Genomic DNA, 25,088 nt, shown 5'->3' with positions numbered 1-25,088 from the left:
GCTACCACAACAACACCAATTGAATTAGTCGTCCTCACGACAGCCTTAGTTGCGCTAACGGCTGTCGCAGATTGTTACGATTCAGTACTCAGGCGACCCGCTTTCTCGGCACCAAATAACGCGCTGTTATTATCGTTGCCGAGAGCGTTGACTAAAGGAACCGTCATCATGTGCCTCTCCATCCCCTCTCAGGTAACTGAGCTTCATCCCAACGAAGACAGCGTCACTGTCGATACCATGGGGGTCAAACGCAAAGTCAGCACCCACTTGATTGCTGAGCCGCTTGAAATCGGCGACTACGTGCTATTGCATGTTGGGTTTGCGATGAACAAAATTGACCATAAAACCGCTATCGAGAACTTAGCTTTACTGAAGCAGATGGAGCTGGCTAATGGCTGCTAATGGCATCACCCTAGAGCAGCTATACAACGGTTTTCGCGATCCCGACACCATCAAGATGTTGTTGGCTAAGATCGCCCAGATAGCACCACAACTGCCTGAGCCACTGCGTATCATGGAGGTGTGCGGCGGCCACACCCACTCCATTATGAAATTTGGCTTGCACCAATTGCTGCCAGATAACATCGACTTTGTTCATGGCCCGGGTTGCCCAGTATGTATCATGCCGAAAGAGCGCATCGATCAAGCGATCGCCCTCGCCCAACAGCCAGATGTTATCCTCGCCACCTTAGGCGATATGATCCGCGTTCCCGGCTCAGACACCAGTTTGGCCAAGCTACGAGCCCAAGGCGCAGACATTCGCGCCCTATATGATCCCCTCGATGCGCTAGTACTGGCACAACAGAATCCAGACAAAACCGTAGTATTCTTTGCCATCGGTTTTGAAACCACTACTCCAATGAGTGCGGTGCTAGTGCAACAAGCAGAAGCGATGGAGTTAGATAATCTGCTATTACACGTCAACCATGTGTTGGTTCCGCCAGCAATCGATGCGGTGATGGCTGGCGGTGAAGCCACGATTAACGCCTTTATCGGCCCATCCCACGTTTCGGTTATTACTGGTGCCAAGATCTATCAAGCCGCCGTCGACAACTACCAAACTCCCCTGGTTGTTACTGGTTTTGAGCCAGTCGATATCCTCGAAGGAGTGTTGATGCTAGTACAGCAAGCGATTGCAGGCGAAGCCAAACTTGAGATCCAATACCGGCGCTCGGTGAGTCACGACGGTAATCTCAAAGCGCAGCAGTTAGTAGCTGATTACTTCGAATTAGCAGACGCCTTCCGTTGGCGTGGTTTAGGTGACATCCCCGCCTCCGCATTACGGCTGAAACCGCAGTTCAACCATCGCAACGCCGAACTTAAATACGCCCAGATCCTGCCTACAGATCCGGTTGACGATCACAAAGCCTGCATGTGCGGTGAGATCCTTAAAGGCATTAAAACGCCGCAACAGTGCAAGGTGTTCGGCCGCGGTTGCACCCCACAAACCCCAATGGGCAGCTGTATGGTTAGCTCCGAAGGCGCTTGTCACGCGCACTACAAATACGCTGGAGTCAGCCTATGAACGAATTAAAGAAACGCCGCGTCGAACTTAGCCACGGCGGTGGCGGCGTGGAGATGAACAACCTCATCCGTAAGGTGTTCTTCAAGCACTTTGAAAACGATATCTTAGTCCGCGACGAAGACGCAGCACGGTTGCAGTTTGATGGTCCGGTAGCCTTTACTACCGACAGTTTTACGGTATCACCCCGTCACTTTAATGGCGGCGACTTAGGCAAGATTGCCATTGCTGGCACCGTTAACGATCTGGCCATGGCTGGCGCGATTCCGCAGTACCTCTCCTGTGGTTTCATCATCGAAGAGGGCTTGGAGTTTGCTGAACTGGAAAGCCTAGTGCAATCGATGGCGGCAGAGCTGGCCAAGTCTGGCGCTAAGATCGTCTGCGGCGACACCAAAGTTGTGCCAAAGGGCGCTGCCGATGGCTTATTCATCAACACCTCGGGTGTAGGTACGTGCATAGCGGCACCATCATGGAAACGGCTCGAGGCTGGCGATGCTATCATCGTTTCCCGTGATATCGGTGCTCACGGCGCCTGTATCTTAGCAAGCCGCGAAGGGCTTGAACTCGACACCGAGCTGCAGTCAGATTGCGATACGCTATGGCCAGCAGTAAAGGCTCTATTGGATGCAGGCATCGACACCAAAGCGATGCGCGACGCTACTCGTGGCGGCCTAGCCGCGGTATTAAATGAGTGGGCTGAGGCACGCGAGCTGGGCATTGAGGTAGCGGAACAAGCGCTGCCGATTGATCCTGCGGTACAAGGTTTGTGCGAATTGTTTGGCTTCGAACCCGCAGAACTGGCTAACGAAGGCACCTTCGTTGTAGCGGTTGCTGCGGAACAGGCCGAACAAGCAGTGGCCATCCTGCAGCAGTTCCAGTCAACCGCTACCGTGATCGGCAAGGTGTGCAACGAGTACGCCGGTAAAGTAGTGCAGACCAGCCCGTGGGGATCTAAGCGTTATATGGAGCTGCCGAAAGGCGAACTGCTGCCACGGATCTGCTAACGGCAAACAGAATAACACTCGCCCCAGTTGCAGCTAGCTGGGGCAATCTCCCTCAAACAGGCCATTATTGCGCACAAAAATCATGCAAATGTGCACTCGTCGACGCTAATCGTCACCCAATTCCTGTATGGTACCCCGCTCTTTTAGCCGGACAGCGGAGCATCACTATGAGCACCCCACTCAATCCGAACCAAACACTAACCAGTGATGTGCAATATGCAGTATTGCGGTTGTTGCCTGGTCAGGAGCTATTGCAGCAACTCGATGCTTGGCTGCAACAACAACAGGTTGGCGCCGCATTTATCGCCTCTGCCGTCGGCAGCCTTAGTGTTGCCAATCTGCGCTTCGCAGCTCAGCCTGAGGGTTGTGTGTTGACGGAACCGTTTGAGGTCCATGCCCTCAGTGGCACCCTCGATGCCGATTGCAGCCACCTGCACATTAGCCTGAGTAACGCCCAAGGGCAGATGGTTGGCGGCCACGTACTGTCCGGTTGCGTCGTACGTACCACCTTAGAGTTGGTGATTGGGATCCTACCGGCGCTCAAGTTTGAACGACGCCATTGCCATCTCTCTGGGTATCCAGAGCTTTCCACCTCCAAACTAAATACCGATTCAAGGGTTTGATAGTGACTCCATCTAAATACCGTTTTAACAACCGCACCCTAAGCCTGATGGTTGTGGGCATAGCCATCAACATGAGTGGCGGTGAACTCAACTCAATGCTAAAGCTACCGTTGTTTATGGACTCCATCGGTTCCATCATCGTGGCGCTGCTTGCTGGACCTTGGGCTGCACTGTGCACGGGCTTAACTACCAACCTCATTTGGGGTTTGATCAGTGGCCCAGTTGCAGCCGCCTTCGCGCCGGTTGCTGGCGTTATTGGCTTAGTTGCGGGTTTATGCGCCCAACGCGGCGGCTTTAAGTCGTTCCCTAAGGTACTGCTCAGTGGTGTGTTAATTGCCTTAGCACTGACCCTAGTGGCGGCGCCAATTCGTGCTTACCTGTTTGGTGGTGCAACCGGTAGTGGGGCCGACTTTATCGTCGCCTACTTCACCGCCGTTGGCGACGGTTTGCTGCAATCAGTTGCCCTGACCGTTATTGGCGCCAATTTAGCGGATAAGATCATTGCTTGTTTGATTGCTTGGCAGCTAGTGCGCCGCTTACCACAGCGCAGCCGGAATCAATTCGATGATGCAGCTGCGGTGAGCTAAGTTGCACCCATTTACCGGCTTTATTCTATGGCTTTGGTACAGCGTCAGCGCCTTTATGCTGCCGCTTGGCCCGGCGTCGCTGTTGGCATTGGCATTGCCAATGCTGGCACTATTTGGCAACCCTGACGGACGTCAACGCCTAAGCTGGTTGCTGCAACTGCTGCTGCCGCTGGCGCTAGGTTTGTGGTTGATCCACAGTCAGATCCTAGCCTATTGCTTCGGCACTATTGAGAGCTGGCACTGGCCGTGGCCTGCCACCACTTTATGGCTGCGGATCGCCACCAGTTTAGTGGTGGCACAGCTGTGGTTTAGCTACTGCCCATTGCCACGACTAATCGCCGCACTGTTTGCCAGCCGGTTACCGCTATCCTTGAGCTACCTTCTTGCTGGACCACTACTGTTGCTCGATCCGATCAAGCGCCAGATAGCACAGATCCGCCAAGCTCAGCTTGCCCGTGGTGTGCCGTTGGACGGTACACTATGGCAACGTAGCAAGGCGGCGCCGGCGTTACTTATGCCGCTGCTCAATAGCCTGCTACAAGGGGTAGGACAGCAAGGTGCAATGCTGGAGATGCGTGGCTTTCGCCATCAAGCCCAGCGCACTCGCCGTAACGCCCCCTTAGATCCAATCTGGCAACAACAACTCCGTTGGGGCATTGCGGTGGTGATGCTACTGCAACTACTAGGAGCACTGTTATGGCGTTAATCGCACAGCAACTGCAACTGGTTGGCGCGGTTAATATCGGCCCAGTCGATCTGCACCTTGCTACCGGACAGTGGCTGCTGCTCGCCGGTGGCAACGGCTCCGGCAAATCGCTATTAAGCCAAGCACTGGCTGGCTGGGTCCCACAACTGACACCAATGTCCAGTTACGGCCAACTGCATTGGCACGATGAAGATCTGTTGGCACCGCAAACCCCACCATTGAAGGTACAACTGGTGCAAGCCAGCCCGCAGTGGTCTGGTTGCGTTTACACCGTAGCCGATGAGATTGGCTTCGGCCCGGACAATCTCAACCTAAGTGTTACTGAGGTTGAGCAACGGATTGAAACGATGTTGCAGCTAACCGGCAGTAGTCATCTGGCTGCACGTCATCCAGCCACACTTTCCGGCGGCGAAGCACAGCGGGTAGGTTTAGCCTGTGCCCTAGCGATGCAACCGGACTTGCTGATCCTAGATCAGGCCTTTTCTCGATTAACCCCCCTCGCCCACCAGCAGTTGTTACAGCAGTTGAAGCAGTACAGTCAGCAACATCAACTGACGGTTGTGCTGGCCGAGACCACGTTGCAACCAAGTGTAGAGTGGATTGATCAGGCCTTGGTGCTCAACGGCGGCACGGTCGCAGGTTATGGTTCGCCACAATCACAACTGCCACTGATGTTGCAACAGCTGCTGTGCAGCGATGCTTGGCAAGCATTGGCAGCCAACATCGCCACAGACGAATCGAGCGACAGCAAAGGGCTTCCACTAACCGACCGACAGCTGCTGCAATGGTTTAAGGAGCATCCAGATGCTACAACTTGAGCCGCTACGATTCAGTTGGCCAGACTGCGAGAACGACTGTTTGCACCTGCCGAAGTTAACCATCAAACCGGGTCAACATGTCGGCTTAGTCGGTGATAACGGTGCCGGTAAGTCAACCCTAATTAAACTGATAGCTGGGTTACTCCAGCCTCGGCGTGGCCACGTTTTATGGCAGCAGCAAGCTATTGATAAGATCCCCGCGCAACAGCGCTGCGGCTTAATTGGCATACTGTTTCAAGAGCCAGAAAACCAACTGTTGCACAGCCGAGTAGATAACGAAGTTAACTTGGTAATGAAGCAGCTAGGTTGGCCTCAAAGTAAGATAGAGCGCCATCGCAGCGACATCCTAGCGCAGCTTGAGCTAACTCAGTATGCACAATGCCACCCACTCGATCTTGATGCAGGTAAGCGCCGTATGGTGACTCTTGCCAGTATCGCGGTGGCACAGCCAGCAATACTGTTGTTGGACGAACCAAGCCGCGACTTTGATCGTCATAATCTAGCCTTGCTAGAACAGTTCCTGGCCGAGCAACGACAGCGTGGCACCACGATAATCAACATCAGCCATGACTTAGAGTTTGTAGCTCGAAATTGCGACCGAGTATTGCATCTGCAGCAGGGAAAAATTACTGCCGATGGCACGCCAGTGCAGACTCTGTCACATCCTGCACTACAAGCCTGCACTGAACTTCCGTCACCATCATTATGGTCATTGCGGCATCAGCTTGGGCTTGATAGAACTAATAACCACAAGGACTGATAGTGCCAATGCACTCGGTTCTTTTTAACCAGATAGGTAGCACATGACCTCCATTCTTTTAGTTGCGCACGATGGTCCTTATGGCAGCGAGAAGCTCTACAATGCGCTGCGCATGGCCATCGCGATGGAAGAACATAGCACCACACCGGTAACACAACGATTGTTTCTGATGTCTGATGCGGTCACCGCGGCGCTGTCGCAGCAAAAGACCCCAGATTTCAGTGTGCACATTGGCCAGATGTTGGAGATTTTGCTGGCCCAAGGGGTAAGCATCCATATGTGTAAAACCTGTGTTGAAGCACGGGGCATAACCCCTGAGCGTTGTATCGACGGAGTTGAGGTAGCTACCCTAGTTGAGTTAACCCAGTGGACCCTAGACAGCGATAAAGTGATTCACATTTAAAGCGGAATTTTGGATATCAGATGACTATTAAACTAACGGAATACAGTCACGGCGCTGGCTGCGGCTGCAAGATCTCTCCTAAGGTGCTCGACACCATGTTGCAATCTAGCCTGCCGGAACTGGACGATAAGCGTCTGATTGTGGGTAACGCTAGCCGTGATGACGCCGCCGTCTATGCGCTGGACGATCATACCGGGATCATCAGCACCACCGACTTCTTTATGCCAATCGTCGATGATCCCTTTACCTTTGGCCGCATTGCCGCCACCAACGCCATCAGTGACGTGTACGCCATGGGTGGCAAGCCGATGATGGCGATTGCGATCTTTGGTTGGCCAATTGCCAAGCTGCCACCGGAAGTGGGCCAGCAAGTGATTGAAGGTGGCCGTGCTGCCTGTCGTGATGCGGGCATCATCTTGGCCGGTGGCCACTCCATCGATAGTCCAGAACCGATCTTTGGCCTAGCGGTAACCGGTTCGGTGCCTCTGGAGCAATTGAAACGTAACGACCAAGCCAAAGCGGGCGATACCCTGTACCTAACTAAGCCTCTGGGCATCGGCATTTTAACTACCGCGCAGAAACAGAAGAAACTGCAGCCAGAGCACAGCGAAATTGCGGTTGAAGCGATGTGTCAGCTCAACAAAATTGGCATTGAATTGGCCAAAATTAGTGGTGTTCATGCCATTACCGATGTCACCGGTTTCGGCTTAGCTGGTCACCTAATTGAAGTGTGTGATGGCGCCGGCTTACAGGCGGCCATTAACTTTGAGTCGTTACCTTTGCTTCCACAGGTAAGCAACTACCTAGAGCAAGGTTGTATCCCTGGAGGTAGCGGACGTAATTTCGATAGCTACGGCCACAAACTGCCACAGCTAACCGATCAGCAGCGCACCATTCTCTGCGATCCTCAAACCTCAGGTGGCCTATTGGTTGCGGTGGCTGACGACGCTAAAGCGGAAGTAGAGCAAACCTTAGCGGCGGCAGGTATTGCCATTCAACCTATCGGCACCTTAGCTAAGCGCAGCGGTGAAACACGCGTCAGCTTAAGCTGATTGACCGCACACTAAAAAACCGCCATCGGCTCATGCTGGTGGCGTTTTTTTTGGCTGTGTCGTAGTTAAGTGTTGAAGTTTATATCAAGCCTTCGGCTCTGCCGATTACAGCGCCAGCAGCAGGAATATCCCTAACACCAAAGTGATAACCGCTAGCAACGGCCAACGGAATTGACGCAATAACACCATTGCGACCAAGGCGATAGCAACATCCCTTGGCTGACCAACGGCACTAGTAAACACCGGCTGATACAGCGCGCTAAATAACAGGCCAACAACGGCAGCGTTAAGTGCGGCAACAATCGCTGCTACCTGCGGCCGCTGTGCCAACGCTTGCCAACTGTTGATGCACAGCCACATCAACAACAACCCTGGCAGGAAGATAGCGATGGTCGTCGCGCCAGCCGCCATCACAGCATCATCGGGCAAACTCATGGCACCTAAGTAAGTGGCCACGGTAAACATCGGCCCCGGTACCGCTTGAGCCGCAGCATAGCCACTAAGAAATTCACTACTGCTAAGGCTATCGCCAGCAAATTGTTGTAACAGTGGCAGCACCACATGGCCGCCACCGAACACCAAGGCGCCAGCTTGATAAAAATCAGCCATCAACAGCCCCAGCGCCGTTTCACTTGGCCAGAGAATATACAGCGTCAACGCCAACAACGTTGCTAATGCCGGCCAGTTCAATGACAACGGTGAGGTGACTAATTCATCCGCCTGATTGCGGCCAGACCACCAGCCCCAACACGCCGCGGCGAGCAATACTGCCATTTGAGCACCAACATCGGGCACCACTAACATCACTGCTGCGGCCAGTGCCGCAAGTAACCACATGGCACTATCACGACAAAACTGCTTACTCATCTGCCAGACTGCGTCAGCAACCACCACCAATGCCACCAGCTTTAAGCCGCTGATTATCGAGTCAGCCATTGGCCACGACTGCCATTGGCCATAGCCCAACGCCAAGCTGAGCATGATAATGAATGACGGCAGGGTAAAACCCACAAAGGCGGCGATACCGCCAGCTAAGCCCCCCCTTAAGTAACCAATAGCAAACCCAACTTGGCTGCTGCCTGGGCCGGGCAACAACTGACTAAGTGCCACCAGTTGACTGTATTGTCCCTGCTTTACCCAGCGCAGTTCAGAGACAAAGTGTCGCTGAAAATAGCCCAAGTGCGCCGCTGGGCCACCAAAAGAGAGTAAGCCTAGCTTGAGGAACTGATAAAAGATCTGCAACGGATTGCTCATTGGCATCGATTGTTACCCCATGCAATAGAGGCAACAGCCTATCAAGGTTCGATGACAGTTTTAGGCTGTTGCCACTGCTGTAAATAATCTAAGTAGTGGTAAGGGTTGGTCGTTGATGCAAACCCTTTCCCGCCCGCAGAGCCAATAAACTTGGCGTCAATAACAACGTTAAGAAGGTGGCAAAAGCTAGCCCGCCAGCAACGGTTGTGGCCAGTTGCGACCACCATTGAGTTGATGGTGCTCCCACGGTTATCGCGCGGTTGAAGAGATCGATATTAACCTGCAACACCATCGGCATTAACCCAAGAATTGTGGTGATGGTGGTCAACATCACCGGCCGCAGTCGCTGCGCTCCAGTCCGGACGATCGCTTCGGCTGGCGTCATGCCCTGCTTGAGCAATACGTTATAGGTATCGATCAAAACGATGTTGTTGTTTACGACGATCCCTGCCAATGCAATTACCCCAAGGCCACACATGACAATACCAAATGGCTGGTTAGTCACCATTAACCCAAGCAGTACCCCTGCGATCGACAGCATCACTGCGGTGAGAATCAAAAACGCTTGGAAGATCGAATTAAACTGAGTGACCAAGATGATCGCCATAACGCACAACGCGATCAAAAAGGCGTTCACCAAGAAGGTTTGCGATTCTTGCTGATCCTCTTTCTCACCACGGAAACTGAACTGCACTGAAGGATCCAAGTTAAGATCCGGCAGTTTCGCTTGCAGTGCCGGTAGCACCTGCGCTAACTGGACACCGGGAGCCAGATCGGCTTCTATGGTCATCACTCGACGGCCATCAACCCGGCGAATACTATCCACCTTCGGTGCAGGTTGGCGCTCCATAAAGTTGCCTACCGGAACCTGGCCATAGCTGGTGTTTATCCGCAGCTGATCCAATCGCAGAATATGGCGTTTATCGGCAGGGAAGCGAGCACGGATATCCAGCTCATCATCGGCATCGTCCGGCCGATACTCCCCCAGCTTTAAGCCTGAAGTTACCAACTGAACGGTACTACCAACTAGGGTTGCATCAGCACCGAACCGAGCCGCCTTGGTTCGATCAACCAGCAGCTGCCACTCGATCCCTGGCTTGGTGCCGTTATCGGTAACGTTAATGAAATTCGGATCGGCGTCGAGCTCTGAGCGGATCTTATCGATCGCATCATTAAGAGCCACAGGCAACTTAGACGAGAGCTGCAACTGGAACGGTTTGCCGCCAGACGGACCATTTTGATCACGGCGTACCTCCAGCTCGATCCCTTTTAGATCGTCCAAGCGCTGGCGTACCTTAGCCACGACATCGTCCGCACTGACTCGCTGTTGCCAATCGATCAGATTCAAACGCGCATAGCCGATTTGATCGGTGCCACCACTGCGACTGTAAAGCGTTTCTAACTCCTCCATATCACCGATCCGCTGCTCCACCTTTTTCATCAGCTCGTCTTTCTCAGTGATCGACAGATCGCCATAGCCACGGACATAAAGATTAAGTCCATCAGGCTCTACTTCAGGGAAGAACTCAGTGCCCGCATTGTTAACCACATAAGCGGTGATGATCACCACCACCACTGCCAACATCAGCATTAAGACCTTCCAAGGGTGCACAATGGCTCGCTGCAACTGGCGCACATAATGGCCGCTAAAACCCGGCAACTTGGTTAAATCACCGCTTTGTGCTTGTGCCATCGCCGCCCTAGTTTTAGCGCTTAATGGCAAAGGTTTACCAAACAAAGAGCCAAGCGTCGGCACAAAGATCAATGCCATCAACAGTGACGCACTAAGGGTCGCTATCAAGGTGAGTGGCATATATTTCATAAACTCGCCCATGATCCCCGGCCAGAACAGCAGCGGAGCAAAGGCGGCTAAGGTGGTTGCGGTTGAGGCGATGATCGGCCACGCCATCCGCTGTGCTGCTTCGCTATAAGCGGTGCGTTTATCGGCGCCCTCGGTCATGCGTCGATCGGCAAATTCGGTCACTACGATCGCACCATCCACCAACATGCCGACCGCCATAATCAACGCAAATAGCACCACCATATTGACGGTAAGCCCCATGCTTCCAAGCAACAGGATCCCTGTGAGAAATGAACCGGGGATCGCAACCCCGACTAAACCGGCACTGCGCAGTCCCAGTGCCGCCACCACCACGATGGTAACCAAGATGATCGCCGACAAGACGTTATTTTGCAGATCCAACAACATCTCTTCGATCTCTTCGCTGCGATCGCCGGTAAAGGTTACCTCTAAACCGTTAGGCCACTGTGGTTGGCTCTGCTCAACAATGCCACGCACCAACTGCACCGTTTCGATAATGTTCTTACCCGGACGCTTCTTTACTTCAAGCGACAATGCCGGTTGTTGATTCAAGCGGGCGTAAGATTGCGGATCCTTAAAGCCACGACGAACCGTAGCCAGATCGCCAATGGTAACCACTTGATCGCCCTGTACCTTCACTGGCAGATCGAGCACATCTTTAATGCTTTCAAATACCGACGGTAACTTCACCGCAAAGCGGCCTTCGCCGGTGTCCATGGTGCCCGCCGGTACCAACCGGTTAGAGCGGGCAACCAAGGTAACGATGTCGCCAACCGACAGCTGATAGCTCTCCAGTAGCAGCGGATCAACAATGATCTCCAGCAGTTCATCGCGATCGCCGCCGATCTCAACTTCCAACACCTGCGGTAAGGCTTCAAACGCATCTTGCAAGCGACGGGCGATCTGCACCAATGATCGTTCCGATAACGGCCCAGACAGGGTTACCGTTATTACCGGATTCTCTCCGGCCATGGTTACTTCATTAACGGTTGGCTCTTCGGTATCCGCTGGCAACTTAGCCCGCGCTAAGGTGACTTTGTCGCGAACACTGGCTAGCGCCACCCGAGGATCAAAACCAGCATCGAACTCCATCACGATACTGGCGTGCCCTTCCGATGCGGTGGAACGCAACTCATCGATTCCCTCGATGCTGCGTAACTCCTGCTCCATCGGCCGGATCAACATGCGCTCGGCGTCTTCCGGTGAGATCCCATCGTGACTAATGGAAACGTAGATCACCGGAATGGTAATGTCGGGTTCAGATTCTTTGGGAATGTTGAGGTAGGTAACGGTGCCGGAGATCAACAGCAGCATGAAGACCATCAACACACTGCGGCTGCGACTCAACAGCGCTTGAATAATCGCACTCATGGTTGCGACTCCAGCGACACCTGAACTGGATCGCCATCGCGCACAAACGCCTGACCAACAGTGATAACGGTAATCTCGTCGGGCACACCGCCGGTCCAGACACCATCGCCGTCGGCTTTGACCATCTCGATGGGATAGAACTTAACGTGGCCCTGTTCGACCGCCTTTACCCCAAGATGACCCTGCTCATCCAACGCCAACAACGCCGGAGTGATGTAGATGGCGTTGCGCTGTTCCAGCGGCAAAACCAGCTCGGCGCTTTTACCTGCCCGCAGTTTGCCATTTGGGTTGGGTAACGCGACTTCAATACGGAAGGTGTTAGTACCTTCGCTCGACATTGATGAAATATAACGCAAGGTACCACTGGAACTGGCGTCGCCAATAAAGTTGGCCGTCGCTTGTTGGCCAGTACTTAGCGCCACTACATCAACCTCAGTCACCTCAGCATTGACTACCAAGGGATCCAGATCCGCCACCATTGCCACTGGATCACTCACGCCTAAGTAATCGCCTATCTCAACGTATCGCTCGTTAAGCACTCCAGTAAACGGCGCACGGATGATGGTATGGTCGATCTCTAATTGTAACCGCGCCACTTCCGCTTCGGCGCTGGCTAACCCAGCTTTGGCTTGTGCCAGTTGTAACTCGCCTTGCAAGCCTTGCTTGGCGAGCTTTTGCGCCCCATTGAAGTCGAGAGTTTGCTGTTGCAAGGTAGTTTGTGCACGGGCCAGTTGCTGCGGTAAATCCCGTTGGTGCAGTTTAACTAACGGTTGCCCAGCTACGACGGCACTACCGCGCTCAGCCAAGATGGCAGTAATGCGTCCACGTACCTCTGCTCTAAGCGTCGCCATGCGATCCGGAGCGGTGCGTCCATACAGGTTGACCTCGCGCTGGATTGGCTGCGCTTGCATCAACTTTGCCATTACCTCAACCGGCTCTTTTACCGCGGCAATGGTTGCCTTATCAGCGGATTCATCCTCGCTTGGCCACACTACGCCAGAGGCCAACCACAATACCAATGCCACACTGATCAGCATGGCAACCACAATCGGGTTTCGGGACATTACAACCACTCCTTGGGAACGTCATTTTCTAGTTATGCCCGAGATGATAATGTGATCGGCGTACGCTTTCAGCTTAAATATGTGACAACTTGCGCAGATTACAGTCGCGGCAATACAGATAACGCCACCCCCCGCAGGCTGCAGTTAAGATTGATATTTAATCGAAACCACCAAAAACGCCGCTGAAACTCAGCGGCGTTAATCTCTTTGGGTTGTCGTCTTGGCCAACTAGCAGCTAACTACACAGTAGCGGTTGCAAGCTATCCGCATCGGTAAAACCACGGAAGTGACGACGGAAACGACCGTCGTTTCCAGCTTTCAACATAATAGGCGTTGCCGGGATCCCACCCAGTTGACTAACTATCTCTTTAGAGGCTTGATAGGCAGGAAACTCCACCCCAATCTCAAACAGCGTTCGCTTCAACACAGGCAACCTGGCATGAACGCCAAGCAGTACTGAGTGAAAGTCCCCACCGCACGATTGCTGCAGTTGGGCTGGTAGTCCTTCCCTTTTTAACCACAGTTAAAAGTAGAGGCTAAGCATTGGAGAGAGGGCAGAGCGAAAGAAGTGAAGAGAATAAATGACGACTTATTCTTTGCTGTGACTATTGAACTGTGGACACAAAAAAACCGCCGTAAGGCGGCTTTTAGTGAGCTTTGAGCACGCTCGATTCAATCCATTTAGACTGAGAACGATGCGCCACAGCCACAGGTAGTGGTTGCATTGGGGTTGTTAACAAAGAAACGGCTGCCTTCCAGCCCTTCAGTGTAATCAACAATACCACCGACTAAGTATTGCAGACTCATCGGGTCTACCAGCAAGGTTACACCCTCTTTAACCACAGTCATGTCGCCGTCATTGGCCTTCTCATCAAAGGTAAAGCCGTACTGGAAACCGGAACAACCGCCGCCAGTTACGTAAACACGCAATTTCAATTCTGGGTTTTCTTCTTCTGCCAACAGGGTTTTCACCTTTGCCGCTGCGGCATCGGAGAATTCGATCGGCAGAGCTTGTTCAGCGACTGCAGTCATGTATACCTCTCAATTTTAGACTCAGCGATTATCTAATACCTGAGTAATCCGTTCAAGTATCATACCAAGCACATTTTGTAATTAGCCAGATTACACCATTATTCTGCGAACTGGGTTTCCCCTTGCAAATTGAGCAGGCTACTGATGCTGACCAGATCCGCAAATGGGTAGGTGTTTTCGTTTTTGGCCTTACGACTGGTGCCAGTTACGTTGACGCGAATGCGCTCAGGCACAAAGCTTGGTGGCAACACAAACTCTCCCTCAAACTGCTGAAAGTAGCGAAACGAAAACCGAGGCTTAGGCTCCAGCTCGCTCAATTCAATCAGATCTAAGGTCATAGGTTTACCCTCTTGGCTGCCGTCGACGCTGATTTCGACAAAGCCTTTGGCGTAGCGTTTACGCACCTTTTGCTGAGTTAGCACCAATTGAAACCGAAAACGGCGAATTTCGGTGGTTTCATCGAGCACAAAGTCATGGATCACCACCCCGTCGACTATGGTTTCCGGAGCCATAATACTGCGGTAAAACGCTAACTCTTTTTCCAACTCGTCCATTTTTAAGCGCTGCTGTGTCAGTGCTGCCGTGGTTTCTTGTTGGCTTTGCTGCTCAAGTTTCAGCTCTAATGCAGTAGTGTTCTGCTGTCGCTCCAAGACGGCATTAGCCACAGTTAATCGTTGTTTTTCATCTAACAGCTGCTCAATTTTACTTTGTTGCTGCACCAGCTCTGGCACCATAACAACGCAGCCAATTACAACAGCGCACAGAAGCAACGCCAATTGTATCCATGCGTTGGGATAAAGTTGTTTCCAAATATGCTTCATCAGTTAATGACATCTCTATGATAAACTTGGACTAATACAGCTTGCCTACGAAAAGACATGATTGCTGATTATAAATACCGCCTCTCTTCTGCTCGCCTTAGTGTGCAACTCTGTTTGCTCGGGCTGTTGGTCGGCGTCATTGCCAGCGGACTTATTATCATTTTTCAGCTTTCAGTCCTAAAATTGCAGGATCTAATGTGGCTGGGCGCTGAGGATTTTACCCAGCTGCCGCAATGGATGCGAGTGGCTTTGCCAATTTCTGGCGCCGCTGCGATTGCAGCCATGATCTATGTCAGTCACCGCCACTATCGTCGTACCGGTATCGCCTTCGTTATCCACCGAATCCACAAACATTATGGTCGTATTCCTCTGGGGTCAGGCTTTAATCAATTCGTAACCGCCGTTTTGGCATTAATCACTGGCTTTTCGGTTGGGCGTGAAGGTCCGGCGGTTCACATCGGTGCGAGTGCCGCCACCATGATAACCAAGCGCTGGTCTTTGCCTGACAATACTACTCGCATTCTCTCATCTTGCGGCGTTGCTGCTGGGATCTCGGCGATTTTCAATACCCCCTTGGCAGGGGTGTTGTTTGTGCTTGAGGTGGTTCTCCGCGAATACAAACTGCACTATTTCTTGCCGATAACCATCGCCGCAATGACCGCCTCATTAGGCAGCAGATTAGTGTTTGGCGACGTTCATTTATATAGCAGCCTCGAACTGCCACAAATGCCACTAGAGTATTACCCCACTTTAGTGTTGTTTGGGCTGATCTTAGGGGTGGTTGCTGCACTCTTTAGCCGTCTATTATTGCGTACCAACGAGGTCAGCTCTGGCTACCCGCTGTTAATCCGCTTAATGGCGGCGGGATTGATCACCGCCATCATCGGCTTTGCTATCCCAGAAGCTATGGGCGGCGAGCACCATGTAGTCGCTCTGTCTCACGTAGCCGACAGTAGCGTACTGTTACTGGCAACCCTATTGGTTGCAAAGATGGCGTTGTCTATTGCCGCGATCGGCCTTGGTATTCCCGGCGGAATAATTGGCCCCATGTATGGCATCGGCGCCCTGCTCGGCGGCACCCTTTGCTTGCTGTTTTCACCACTGTTACCCAGCATCACCGAATACCTTGGGATCTACAGTGCGCTTGGCATGACTGCCATGATGGCGGTATGCCTAAATGCGCCTTTGGCGGGGCTCGTCGCTCTGGTTGAGTTAACCAATAACGCTACGGTGATTTTGCCGTTCCTGTTGATCACTGTTCCTGCTCTACTGCTGGCTCACCTTGGCCTTGGTGCTAAGCAAATATTTTTACGGCAATTGGATGTAATGGGGCTCGGATACCGAGTTCGTCCAGTAGAAAACGCCCTAGCGAAAACGGGCGTACTGGCACTAATGCATACCGATTTGGTCGCGGTACGGCCTGACACACCTGAGTCGGAGCAGTTGGAGTTACTTAAATCTGCACCAAATAGCCACCTGTTGATGGCTACGAAGCAAGGGCAAACCTTAATCAATCTCCACTCAGACTTTACCGATGCCGATAACTGCCCCATCGACCGTAGTGACATCGACGGGGTTCCTGATCACGCCACCTTAGCTGAGGTTTACCAGCTGTTGTCGCCCAAACGACGCGGTATGGTTTATGTCTATCATGGCGATCACAGCTGCCCTATTGGCTTGATCAGCTGGTCGATGTTGCACAGTTTTGCCCGAAACAGCCATGATTAGCACCATTTGTTGATATCAGATCAACAAGCTGTGATCGTTGCGCTTGCACCAGATAGTCACAAAATGACACCCTGCTGACGCATTGAAATACCAAATTTTACTGTCACCACTATGTTGGTGATGGCAAGCGGACTATTGTCACGCTACCGTATACTTATTAACGCCGCTTAACAGCGGCTTAATCTCATCAGCCACTGGCCGCGGCGAGCCCCGCCAGTCACTTTTGGAAGGCAAGGAGAACCATGAACCGTTCCGAAACCCTGTTTGAACAAGCCCAGCAGACCATCCCTGGTGGCGTAAACTCACCAGTTCGTGCCTTTAAAGGTGTGGGCGGTACTCCAGTATTCATCGACAGTGCTGACGGCGCTTACCTGTTTGACGTTGATGGTAAAAAATACATCGACTACGTAGGTTCTTGGGGACCGATGATTCTCGGTCATAACCACCCTGAGATCCGCAAAGCAGTTCTAGCGGCAGTGGACAAAGGCCTGTCTTTCGGTGCTCCTACCGCATCTGAAGTTGAAATGGCTGATCTGGTTGCCGATATCCTGCCATGTGTTGATCAGGTTCGTATGGTTAACTCTGGTACTGAAGCAACCATGTCGGCACTGCGTTTGGCACGTGGTTTCACTGGTCGTGACAAGTTCATCAAATTTGAAGGCTGCTACCACGGCCACGCTGACTGCCTATTGGTAAAAGCCGGTTCTGGCATGCTGACCTTCGGTGAGCCAACCTCACCAGGTGTTCCTGCGGATTTTGCTAAGCACACCCTAACCGCTGACTACAACAAACTGGACTCTGTTAAAGAGCTGTTTGAGTCAAACAAGGGCGAGATTGCCGCCATTATCCTAGAGCCAGTTGCTGGCAACATGAACTGCATCCCACCAGTACCAGGCTTCCTTGAAGGCCTGCGTGCATTGTGTGACGAGCACGGTGCCCTGTTGGTAATCGATGAAGTGATGACCGGTTTCCGCGTATCTTTGACTGGCGCACACGGTTACTACGGCGTGAACCCAGACCTAGTATGTTTAGGTAAAGTTATCGGTGGTGGCATGCCTGTTGGTGCCTTCGGCGGTCGCCGCGACGTTATGGAACACTTGGCTCCAAATGGTCCTGTATATCAAGCGGGGACTCTGTCTGGTAACCCTGTGGCGATGGCTGCCGGTAAAGCACAGCTGAACCTGCTGCAGCAAGAAGGTGTGTACGACGCTCTTACTGCTAAAACCGAGAAGCTGATCAACGGTTTTAAAGCGATGGCCGACAAGAATGGCGTACCGATGACCACCAACACCGTTGGCGGCATGTTCGGCTTCTTCTTTACCACCGAAGCTCAGGTAACCAACTTCGAGCAAGTTTCTGCTTGTAACATGGATCACTTCAAAGCGTTCTTCCACGGCATGTTGGAAGAAGGCATTAACCTTGCGCCATCGGCATTTGAAGCAGGCTTCTTGTCGCTGGCACATAGCGACGAAGACATCGATGCAACCATCGCTGCTGCGGATCGCGTACTGGCTAAAATCGCTACAATGTAAGCGATTCACTGGCATTAAAAACGGCGCTCATTGAGCGCCGTTTTTGTATCTCATTGCCGGTTACCGGTGTTTGTCGTCAGCACACATTAAATTACCGTCGCGATTAACCAAACAGGTTCCCGGGGCTTTGTTACCAGTAGACTTTGCTATTTCACAGCTATCTCCCAGTGTCTTTTCGCTGCAAGCCTGTTGCAGTGCCGGTGCCTCACTAAGCGTGCCGATGTTATTGGCATGACAAACCATTTGGGTACGACGATAACTAATGCAGACTCCTTCGGTTTGGTTATTCTGATCCATACCAAAGCTGCAGGCCTCGTCCTCCTTTTTATCTTCGCAAGCCAGCATTACCTGACTGTGTAAGGCATTACTGTGAAACTCTTCGGCAGGTGTCATGGTGTTACTACAGCCAGATATCAACAGCGCGGCAATCAGCGATGCATAGCATTTCATAGGAGCTCTCCATTTCGGGTATCTCCCTAATAGTAGTAACGATATTCAGTTTTATTAGCTGAATTGCATCAGTCCTTGCTCAGTAACTCTGAAGTACCGCCGGTTTTACCATTGACCAGCCGCCAGCCCGATAATAATAAAGGGGATAAGAATGAGCAGAAAGGCGATCAATTGAGTCGCCAGCGACCGAGCTGGGCTGATATTCAGGGTTACTGCCGTCGATGCCACCCCAAGTACTAAGCCCCAGCAAGCAAACATCATCTGCATTAAACCGATGCCAACAACTGCAATGCCTTTCATCATACCAGCCTCGGTAATGGCGTCTGGATTATGCAGTAGCTCCATCCCAAACAGAGCAGCAAGGTAAACACGGTTGGAACTTGGGACCAGACCATGCCAGTGACGATATTGGTAAGCTCGCCGTCCCCACCCAACCAGCGCCCAACCAACCGCAGCACCCAAGCCGATAGGTACATCAGAACATACAACAATGGAATCAGCAGCAGCACCCCAAACATCGCTCCAAACAACTCTGGACCAGACAATCCCGCCATATCACCATTGGCGGCGTTGCCAATAATTGACGAGATAGCAATCAAACTCAGCAGCAACCAGAAACCACGACGTGGATTCTCGCTCGCCAAAATAGCTCTAAGGGTAATTCGAGGCTCTAACATCATTGCCAGCCACGGCTGACGCGGGAAAGTGCGGTATGGGGGATTCGTAGGTTGTTGCGGTTCGCTATTTTCGCTGGTATTGCTGTCAGATATGGCAGTGTGATCGACCATCAAGAATCCCTGTGTTGTGGCAATATGAAGCCACTAGCACAACAAAAATATGTACAAAAAGCAAACTAAAACAAGGAGTAAGCTAGCTTATAAAATTACTGGTCGCGCCTGCTGCGTACGGCCGCTCAGATTAGCACACTGCGTCTGCTGGCAGCTCTTGATAACTTGGAAAATCCGCTTGGCTCAATGCATACACGGCTAATTGATGGCTGTGTCGTAGTTAGCTGTTGAAGTTTATCTTAAGCCTTCGGCTTGACCGATTTCGGTGCTTTTAGAGGACTATGTTGCGGTGGCGACGGCACATTCTTGTATGCAATTCTTGTATGCAATTCTTGTATGCATTAGGGGGGCGCTTCGCCTCCTTTGGAATTCCCCTTGCCTTAGGTCGCAGTCCAAAACGCTTCGCTGAACTGCTCCAATGCGGCAGAAGATCAATAGCGGTAGTGCTTTACCCTTGGTATCGCGAATCGCCTAGCCGGTGCTTTAACAGCCTTGGAAAGAACAACACTTAATTGGTATTCAGCCCAAAAAAAACGCCACCGCAATTGCGGTGGCGCTTTTCAACAAGAGATGATAACGCTTACAGCGCTTTCAACTGCTCTTTCTGTTCTTCCAGCTTAGCGATGTCGCGCTTGGCTTCATCCAACTTTGCTTGCTCTTTAACAACAACCGCTTCCGGCGCCTTAGCTAAGAATCCTTGGTTACCCAGTTTCTTCTCAACACGCTCAGCTTCTTGCGCCAGCTTGCCAATCTGTTTGTCGATACGAGCGACTTCAGCGGCAACGTCAATCAGACCCGCCATCGGAATCAACAGCTCAAGTTCACCAATCAACTGCGTGGTCGACATCGGCGCGTCACCTTCCAGTACGCTGATGGACTCAAGATTAGCCAGCTTGGTTAACATCAAGCGGTTAGCTTCGATACGCGCCAACTCATCGGCTTTAGCGTTCTTCAGCAACACGTTTAATGGCTTAGAAGGAGCAACGTTCAACTCGCCACGGATATTACGAACCGCGGTAATGAACTCTTTAACCCATTCCAGCTCAGTCTTAGAGACTTCATCAACCAAAGACTCGGTAAACTCTGGGTACTGTTGCAACATGATGGTATCGCTAGCAGCTGCAGCAACATCAGTGCGGATCATCGGTGCGACTGTCAGCCAGATCTCTTCAGTGATGTATGGCATCAATGGGTGCATCAGGCGCAGAATGCCTTCCAGTACAGTCAACAAGGTATGGCGGGTACCACGCTGCTGTGCTTCATTGCCACCTTGCAGTACTGGCTTGGTAAGCTCTAGGTACCAGTCACAGAACTGGTTCCAAGTGAACTCATAAGCGATGTTAGCTGCGATGTCGAAACGGTAGCTGTCCATCGCTTCGCGCAATGACTTAACGGTGTCGTTGTACTGTGCCAAGATCCAGCGATCTGCAAGGCTCAGCTCCAGCTCACCGCCTTCTTTACCACAATCCTGCTCTTCGGTGTTCATCAGCACGTAACGGCTGGCGTTCCAAAGTTTGTTGGTAAAGTTACGGTACCCTTCCAGACGGTTCATGTCCCAGTTGATGTCACGGCCGGTAGAGGCCATAGCAGCAAGGGTGAAACGCAGTGCATCGGTACCGTGCGGTACGATGCCGTCAGGGAACTGCTTACGGGTAGACTTCTCAATCTTAGCCGCCAGCTGTGGTTGCATCATGTTGCCGGTACGCTTGGTTACCAGTGATTCCAGATCGATGCCGTCGATCATATCCAGCGGGTCAAGCACGTTGCCCTTGGACTTAGACATCTTGTCGCCCTGTTCATCACGGATCAAACCGGTTACGTAAACGGTCTTAAACGGTACCTGTGCTTTGCCTTCTTTGTCTTTGTTGAAGTGCATGGTCATCATGATCATGCGGGCAACCCAGAAGAAGATGATATCAAAACCGGTTACCAACACATCGGTTGGGTGGAAGGTTTCCAGCTCTGGTGTCTTCTCTGGCCAACCTAGGGTGCCGAAGGTCCACAATGCTGAGGAAAACCAAGTATCCAGTACGTCGTTATCTTGCTCCAGCGTAACGTCTTCGCCCAAGCTGTGCTTGGCGCGCACCTCTGCTTCGCTGTTACCAACGTAAACCTTACCGGCTTCGTCGTACCATGCTGGGATACGGTGACCCCACCACAGCTGACGAGAGATACACCAGTCTTGAACGTCGCGCATCCACGCGAAATACATGTTCTCGTATTGCTGCGGCACAAACTTGATGTCGCCATTCTCAACCGCTTCAACCGCTGGCTTGGCCAATGGTGCGACACGTACGTACCATTGATCGGTCAGCATTGGTTCGATAACCACGCCGCCACGGTCACCGTAAGGTACGGTTAGCTCGTGATCTTTGATCTCTTCCAGCAGACCCAGTTGTTCAAACTCGGCAACCACAGCACGACGAGCAGCAAAGCGCTCCATGCCGTGGTATTTAACTGGCAGTTCAGCAGAGTAAACGTCAGACACTTCACCGTTGGTGTCCAGTACTTCGGCTTCATCACGAATGTCGGCATTGAAGGTCAACACGTTGATCATCGGCAGCGCATGACGCTTACCAACTTCGTAATCGTTGAAGTCGTGAGCTGGAGTGATCTTCACACAACCGGTGCCCTTGGTCATATCTGCATGCTCATCGGCAACGATAGGGATACGACGACCCACGATTGGCAGGATCAGCTCTTTGCCGATCAGATCTTGGTAACGTGGATCTTCAGCATTTACCGCAACGCCTGTATCGCCCAGCATGGTTTCTGGACGAGTAGTCGCAACCACGATGTAATCTTTGCCGTCAGCAGTTGTAACACCATCCGCTAATGGGTAGCGGAAGTGCCACATAAAGCCTTTCTTATCTTTGTTTTCTACTTCCAGATCAGAGATGGCGGTGTGTAGCTTTGGATCCCAGTTAACCAGGCGCTTACCACGGTAGATAAGGTCGTCATTATAGAGGCTAACAAACACTTCCTGAGTGGCGGCAGACATGCCCGGATCCATGGTAAAGCGCTCGCGCTCCCAATCCACCGAAGCACCCAAACGGCGCAGCTGCTGAGTGATGGTGCCACCTGACTCTTCTTTCCATTCCCACACCTTGTCGATAAAGGTTTCACGGCCAAGATCTTGGCGAGTGATGTTCTGGGCAGAAAGTTTACGCTCAACCACCATCTGGGTAGCAATACCGGCGTGATCGGTACCAACCTGCCACAGAGTGTTTTTACCCTGCATCCGCTGGTAGCGGATCATGGTATCCATGATGGTATCTTGGAAGGCGTGACCCATGTGCAAGCTGCCAGTTACGTTTGGCGGCGGGATCATGATGCTGTACGCATCTTTGCTGGTGTCGCCGTGTGGCTTAAAGTAGCCGGCGTTTTCCCAGCGCTGGTAGTGGCGCTGCTCGATAGACTGCGGGTTGTACGTCTTATCCATGGGATCTTATATCTCGTAGAAACTAAAACGGCTGACTGGCTAAATCATGGGTACTCGTAGCGAGTCCCATTTGGCGTGCGGCGGCAAATCTTCTTCGCGCCTGCGCCTTAGCCTGATCATCAGCCGGAACAAAATCGATAATTTGTCCGAATTGTACCGCAAAATTGGGCAGTTCGGGGGCAAGGTTTAGCAACTGCGGTCGATTTTCTAACCGATTGTGATCGCTATCTTGCCAATGAATCACTACCGGTGCGCCCGCTTGTGGGCCCTCACCGGCTAAATTGTGGGGAATGAATCGCTCGGCGTCGAATTGCCACAGCAACTCATCAACCCGTTCCGCTTGGCTGCGATCAGCGCAATAGATCACCATTCCTTGGCCTTTGCTGTAGCTACGAGCGGCCAATTCACACGCCAACTGCTCCGCATCATTAGCGGCTGTCATCACATAAAAGAGAGCTTTGGGCATTGGTTCCTCAAGCGGTAGTAAGGGTTGTCGAGTTACGGCACAAAACACCTAACCGGAACTACGAGTATTTATTATCTGATACCAACGTAGGGTTGCTTCACCGCGAGCGTAATCGAACCGTTCACGACAGCCAACCACAAAAAAGGAGCTCATTATGAGCTCCTTTGTTTAATGAATAAACCCTATGAGAGTTATTCGCTATCGGCTTCGCCAGCACGACCTAACAAGTACTGAGTTAGGATTGGCACCGGACGACCGGTAGAGCCTTTATTTGCACCGCTGTTCCATGCTGTGCCTGCTACATCAAGGTGTGCCCAAGAGTATTTCTTAGTAAACTTTGATAGGAACAGAGCTGCAGTAATGGTACCTGCACCTTTACCACCGAGGTTGGTCATGTCAGCAAATGGGCTGTCGAGCTGATCAGCGTAATCATCCCATAATGGCAAGCGCCAGCAACGATCGCCTGAGGACTCACCGGCAGCAACCAGATCGTGTGCCAAGCTGTTTTGATTCGACAACATACCAGTGGCGTGTTTGCCCAGGGCAACCACACAGGCACCGGTTAAGGTAGCGGTGTCGATAACCACTTCTGGGTCGAACTGTTCAACATAAGTCAGGGCATCACACAGGACTAAACGACCTTCCGCATCGGTATTCAGCACTTCGACGGTTTGGCCAGACATAGTAGTAAGAATGTCACCAGGACGGTAAGCGTTGCTGCTTGGCATGTTCTCGCAACCGGCCAAGATGGCCACAACATTGATGTCTAAGTCGAGTTCACACAGTGCCCGCATGGCACCGATAACGCCTGCGGCGCCACCCATGTCGTACTTCATCTCGTCCATGCCTTCGCCTGGCTTCAAGCTGATACCGCCGGAATCGAAGGTCAAACCTTTACCAACCAAGACAATCGGCTTGCGTTCAGGGTCACTGGCACCGTTGTAGGTCATTACCGTCATGACCGATTCATTAACAGAACCACGGCCAACAGCAAGGTAGGCGTTCATGCCTAGCTCTGCCATCTGCTCTTCACCAACGGTACGAACCTGCAGCTTGTCGAATTTCTCAGCTATCTGTTTCGCTTGGCTAGCCAAGTAAGCTGGGTTGCATACGTTTGGCGGCATGTTGGCAACGTCGCGGCACAGTTTGTTGCCATTAGAAACGGCCATACCGTGAGCGATCGCCTTTTCACCAATCGCTAGCTCGCGGCGAGTTGGTACATTAAACACCATCTTGCGCAGCGGACGACGGGTTTCATCTTTCTTCGACTTCATCGCATCGAAGGTGTACAGGCAGGTGTTGGTTGCCTCTACAGCTTGACGAACCTTCCAGTAGCTATCGCGACCCTTAACGTGCAGTTCGGTCAAGAAGCACACTGCTTCCATTGAACCGGTGTCGTTCAAGGTGTTGATGGTTTTGCTGATGATCTGCTTGTATTGACGCTCATCGAGCTCACGCTCTTTGCCGCAACCTACCAATAGAACGCGCTCAGACAACACATTCGGTACTTGATGCAATAACAGCATCTGCCCTGGCTTTCCTTCTAGATCGCCGCGACGTAGTAAGTTGCTGATGTAGCCTTCACTGATCTTATCCAGCTGCTCACCTACCGCAGAGAGTCGACGTGGTTCAAATACGCCAACTACAATACATGCGCTACGCTGCTTTTCTGGACTGCCGCTTTTTACACTGAACTCCATGGCATCTCCCTGTTCTTAAAGACATGACGTTAATATTGTTAGATAATACGTCTTTTGCTGGCCAAGTGGCGACGAACCCAATAGTAGGTTCGCATTTGTTATAAACACTTTTTGCACTTAACCTTACGATAACAGCCCGTAAC

Annotated in this window: 24 protein-coding genes; 12 read left to right on the top strand and 12 right to left on the bottom strand. The window is 52.0% G+C overall.

Going from position 1 to position 25,088, the window contains the following annotated elements; all coding sequences use genetic code 11:
* The first annotated feature begins 168 nt into the window (after positions 1-168).
* The 10 genes from HER31_RS18545 (at position 169) to selD (ending at position 7,475) form a co-directional block, all read left to right on the top strand.
* Entirely contained in the window at positions 169-402 is a 234-nt protein-coding gene (locus HER31_RS18545; protein WP_168662959.1) for a HypC/HybG/HupF family hydrogenase formation chaperone, read from the top strand.
* Positions 392-1,525: a hydrogenase formation protein HypD gene (gene hypD / locus HER31_RS18540; RefSeq protein WP_168662957.1), complete on the top strand. Its 1,134-nt coding sequence runs from the start codon at positions 392-394 to the stop codon at positions 1,523-1,525. Before HER31_RS18545 ends, hypD begins: the two co-directional genes overlap by 11 nt.
* On the top strand, positions 1,522-2,526 hold the full coding sequence (gene hypE / locus HER31_RS18535) for a hydrogenase expression/formation protein HypE (protein ID WP_168662955.1): 1,005 nt from the start codon (positions 1,522-1,524) through the stop codon (positions 2,524-2,526). The genes hypD and hypE overlap by 4 nt, the downstream gene beginning before the upstream one ends.
* Positions 2,527-2,693: 167 nt before the next feature.
* Positions 2,694-3,149 (top strand): PPC domain-containing DNA-binding protein, encoded by a 456-nt coding sequence (locus tag HER31_RS18530; RefSeq protein WP_168662953.1) that lies wholly within the window; start codon positions 2,694-2,696, stop codon positions 3,147-3,149.
* 2 nt (positions 3,150-3,151) lie between these two features.
* A complete protein-coding gene (locus tag HER31_RS18525) occupies positions 3,152-3,736 on the top strand; it encodes an ECF transporter S component (RefSeq protein ID WP_238786863.1) in 585 nt (194 codons plus the stop codon).
* Between the two features lies 1 nt (position 3,737).
* Positions 3,738-4,442, top strand: a complete 705-nt coding sequence (locus HER31_RS18520) for a CbiQ family ECF transporter T component (protein ID WP_168662951.1) — start codon at positions 3,738-3,740, stop codon at positions 4,440-4,442.
* Positions 4,433-5,260 (top strand): ATP-binding cassette domain-containing protein, encoded by an 828-nt coding sequence (locus HER31_RS18515; RefSeq protein WP_168662949.1) that lies wholly within the window; start codon positions 4,433-4,435, stop codon positions 5,258-5,260. The genes HER31_RS18520 and HER31_RS18515 overlap by 10 nt, the downstream gene beginning before the upstream one ends.
* Positions 5,247-6,020, top strand: a complete 774-nt coding sequence (locus HER31_RS18510) for an energy-coupling factor ABC transporter ATP-binding protein (RefSeq protein ID WP_168662947.1) — start codon at positions 5,247-5,249, stop codon at positions 6,018-6,020. The genes HER31_RS18515 and HER31_RS18510 overlap by 14 nt, the downstream gene beginning before the upstream one ends.
* Before the next feature lie 43 nt (positions 6,021-6,063).
* On the top strand, positions 6,064-6,423 hold the full coding sequence (locus HER31_RS18505; protein WP_168662945.1) for a DsrE/DsrF/TusD sulfur relay family protein: 360 nt from the start codon (positions 6,064-6,066) through the stop codon (positions 6,421-6,423).
* Positions 6,424-6,443: 20 nt separating this feature from the next.
* Positions 6,444-7,475, top strand: a complete 1,032-nt coding sequence (gene selD, locus HER31_RS18500; RefSeq protein WP_168662943.1) for a selenide, water dikinase SelD — start codon at positions 6,444-6,446, stop codon at positions 7,473-7,475.
* A gap of 105 nt (positions 7,476-7,580) precedes the next feature.
* Here the strand turns inward: selD and chrA are convergent, their stop codons facing one another.
* The 6 genes from chrA to HER31_RS18470 form a co-directional block, all read right to left on the bottom strand.
* Positions 7,581-8,735, bottom strand: a complete 1,155-nt coding sequence (gene chrA, locus HER31_RS18495) for a chromate efflux transporter (RefSeq protein WP_238786862.1) — start codon at positions 8,733-8,735, stop codon at positions 7,581-7,583.
* An 82-nt stretch (positions 8,736-8,817) separates the two neighbouring features.
* The gene (locus HER31_RS18490) at positions 8,818-11,922 is read right to left on the bottom strand and encodes an efflux RND transporter permease subunit (RefSeq protein ID WP_168662938.1); all 3,105 of its coding nucleotides are present in this window, start codon (positions 11,920-11,922) and stop codon (positions 8,818-8,820) included.
* Positions 11,919-12,986 (bottom strand): efflux RND transporter periplasmic adaptor subunit, encoded by a 1,068-nt coding sequence (locus HER31_RS18485; RefSeq protein WP_168662936.1) that lies wholly within the window; start codon positions 12,984-12,986, stop codon positions 11,919-11,921. Before HER31_RS18485 ends, HER31_RS18490 begins: the two co-directional genes overlap by 4 nt.
* A 235-nt stretch (positions 12,987-13,221) precedes the next feature.
* Complete coding sequence (locus tag HER31_RS18480; RefSeq protein WP_168662934.1) at positions 13,222-13,413, bottom strand: hypothetical protein; 192 nt, start codon at positions 13,411-13,413, stop codon at positions 13,222-13,224.
* 254 nt (positions 13,414-13,667) lie between these two features.
* Positions 13,668-14,018 (bottom strand): iron-sulfur cluster insertion protein ErpA, encoded by a 351-nt coding sequence (erpA, locus tag HER31_RS18475; protein ID WP_168662932.1) that lies wholly within the window; start codon positions 14,016-14,018, stop codon positions 13,668-13,670.
* Between the two features lie 98 nt (positions 14,019-14,116).
* Complete coding sequence (locus tag HER31_RS18470; protein WP_168662930.1) at positions 14,117-14,839, bottom strand: DUF6776 family protein; 723 nt, start codon at positions 14,837-14,839, stop codon at positions 14,117-14,119.
* A 57-nt stretch (positions 14,840-14,896) separates the two neighbouring features.
* On the opposite strand from HER31_RS18470, the gene HER31_RS18465 reads away from it, so the two are divergent.
* Positions 14,897-16,567, top strand: coding sequence for a chloride channel protein (locus HER31_RS18465; RefSeq protein ID WP_168662929.1), 1,671 nt, complete (start codon positions 14,897-14,899; stop codon positions 16,565-16,567).
* Positions 16,568-16,809: 242 nt separating this feature from the next.
* Complete coding sequence (hemL, locus tag HER31_RS18460) at positions 16,810-18,099, top strand: glutamate-1-semialdehyde 2,1-aminomutase (RefSeq protein WP_168662927.1); 1,290 nt, start codon at positions 16,810-16,812, stop codon at positions 18,097-18,099.
* Positions 18,100-18,159: 60 nt separating this feature from the next.
* Here the strand turns inward: hemL and HER31_RS18455 are convergent, their stop codons facing one another.
* From HER31_RS18455 to pepA, 6 genes are all read right to left on the bottom strand, one after another.
* Entirely contained in the window at positions 18,160-18,549 is a 390-nt protein-coding gene (locus tag HER31_RS18455; protein ID WP_168662925.1) for a hypothetical protein, read from the bottom strand.
* Positions 18,550-18,654: 105 nt separating this feature from the next.
* On the bottom strand, positions 18,655-18,852 hold the full coding sequence (locus HER31_RS18450) for a hypothetical protein (RefSeq protein ID WP_168662923.1): 198 nt from the start codon (positions 18,850-18,852) through the stop codon (positions 18,655-18,657).
* The gene (locus tag HER31_RS18445; protein ID WP_168662921.1) at positions 18,849-19,337 is read right to left on the bottom strand and encodes a Yip1 family protein; all 489 of its coding nucleotides are present in this window, start codon (positions 19,335-19,337) and stop codon (positions 18,849-18,851) included. The genes HER31_RS18450 and HER31_RS18445 overlap by 4 nt, the downstream gene beginning before the upstream one ends.
* 580 nt (positions 19,338-19,917) lie before the next feature.
* Positions 19,918-22,779 (bottom strand): valine--tRNA ligase, encoded by a 2,862-nt coding sequence (locus tag HER31_RS18440; protein ID WP_168662919.1) that lies wholly within the window; start codon positions 22,777-22,779, stop codon positions 19,918-19,920.
* A gap of 22 nt (positions 22,780-22,801) precedes the next feature.
* A complete protein-coding gene (locus tag HER31_RS18435) occupies positions 22,802-23,245 on the bottom strand; it encodes a DNA polymerase III subunit chi (RefSeq protein WP_168662917.1) in 444 nt (147 codons plus the stop codon).
* Positions 23,246-23,436: 191 nt separating this feature from the next.
* A complete protein-coding gene (gene pepA, locus HER31_RS18430) occupies positions 23,437-24,945 on the bottom strand; it encodes a leucyl aminopeptidase (RefSeq protein WP_168662915.1) in 1,509 nt (502 codons plus the stop codon).
* Positions 24,946-25,088 lie beyond the last annotated feature (143 nt).

It is taken from the genome of Ferrimonas lipolytica (genome assembly GCF_012295575.1).
Classification (GTDB): domain Bacteria; phylum Pseudomonadota; class Gammaproteobacteria; order Enterobacterales; family Shewanellaceae; genus Ferrimonas; species Ferrimonas lipolytica.
This window is presented reverse-complemented; position numbering and strand designations above follow the sequence as displayed.

What these genes read in the sequence shown, in the direction of transcription:
- HER31_RS18545 (WP_168662959.1), top strand. Translation starts at nt 169, where the DNA reads ATGTGCCTCTCCATCCCCTCTCAGGTAACTGAGCTTCATCCCAACGAA.
- hypD (WP_168662957.1), top strand. Translation starts at nt 392, where the DNA reads ATGGCTGCTAATGGCATCACCCTAGAGCAGCTATACAACGGTTTTCGC.
- hypE (WP_168662955.1), top strand. Translation starts at nt 1,522, where the DNA reads ATGAACGAATTAAAGAAACGCCGCGTCGAACTTAGCCACGGCGGTGGC.
- HER31_RS18530 (WP_168662953.1), top strand. Translation starts at nt 2,694, where the DNA reads ATGAGCACCCCACTCAATCCGAACCAAACACTAACCAGTGATGTGCAA.
- HER31_RS18515 (WP_168662949.1), top strand. Translation starts at nt 4,433, where the DNA reads ATGGCGTTAATCGCACAGCAACTGCAACTGGTTGGCGCGGTTAATATC.
- HER31_RS18510 (WP_168662947.1), top strand. Translation starts at nt 5,247, where the DNA reads ATGCTACAACTTGAGCCGCTACGATTCAGTTGGCCAGACTGCGAGAAC.
- HER31_RS18505 (WP_168662945.1), top strand. Translation starts at nt 6,064, where the DNA reads ATGACCTCCATTCTTTTAGTTGCGCACGATGGTCCTTATGGCAGCGAG.
- selD (WP_168662943.1), top strand. Translation starts at nt 6,444, where the DNA reads ATGACTATTAAACTAACGGAATACAGTCACGGCGCTGGCTGCGGCTGC.
- chrA (WP_238786862.1), bottom strand. Translation starts at nt 8,735, where the DNA reads ATGCCAATGAGCAATCCGTTGCAGATCTTTTATCAGTTCCTCAAGCTA.
- HER31_RS18490 (WP_168662938.1), bottom strand. Translation starts at nt 11,922, where the DNA reads ATGAGTGCGATTATTCAAGCGCTGTTGAGTCGCAGCCGCAGTGTGTTG.
- HER31_RS18485 (WP_168662936.1), bottom strand. Translation starts at nt 12,986, where the DNA reads ATGTCCCGAAACCCGATTGTGGTTGCCATGCTGATCAGTGTGGCATTG.
- erpA (WP_168662932.1), bottom strand. Translation starts at nt 14,018, where the DNA reads ATGACTGCAGTCGCTGAACAAGCTCTGCCGATCGAATTCTCCGATGCC.
- HER31_RS18470 (WP_168662930.1), bottom strand. Translation starts at nt 14,839, where the DNA reads ATGAAGCATATTTGGAAACAACTTTATCCCAACGCATGGATACAATTG.
- HER31_RS18465 (WP_168662929.1), top strand. Translation starts at nt 14,897, where the DNA reads ATGATTGCTGATTATAAATACCGCCTCTCTTCTGCTCGCCTTAGTGTG.
- hemL (WP_168662927.1), top strand. Translation starts at nt 16,810, where the DNA reads ATGAACCGTTCCGAAACCCTGTTTGAACAAGCCCAGCAGACCATCCCT.
- HER31_RS18455 (WP_168662925.1), bottom strand. Translation starts at nt 18,549, where the DNA reads ATGAAATGCTATGCATCGCTGATTGCCGCGCTGTTGATATCTGGCTGT.
- HER31_RS18450 (WP_168662923.1), bottom strand. Translation starts at nt 18,852, where the DNA reads ATGATGAAAGGCATTGCAGTTGTTGGCATCGGTTTAATGCAGATGATG.
- HER31_RS18445 (WP_168662921.1), bottom strand. Translation starts at nt 19,337, where the DNA reads ATGGTCGATCACACTGCCATATCTGACAGCAATACCAGCGAAAATAGC.
- HER31_RS18440 (WP_168662919.1), bottom strand. Translation starts at nt 22,779, where the DNA reads ATGGATAAGACGTACAACCCGCAGTCTATCGAGCAGCGCCACTACCAG.
- HER31_RS18435 (WP_168662917.1), bottom strand. Translation starts at nt 23,245, where the DNA reads ATGCCCAAAGCTCTCTTTTATGTGATGACAGCCGCTAATGATGCGGAG.
- pepA (WP_168662915.1), bottom strand. Translation starts at nt 24,945, where the DNA reads ATGGAGTTCAGTGTAAAAAGCGGCAGTCCAGAAAAGCAGCGTAGCGCA.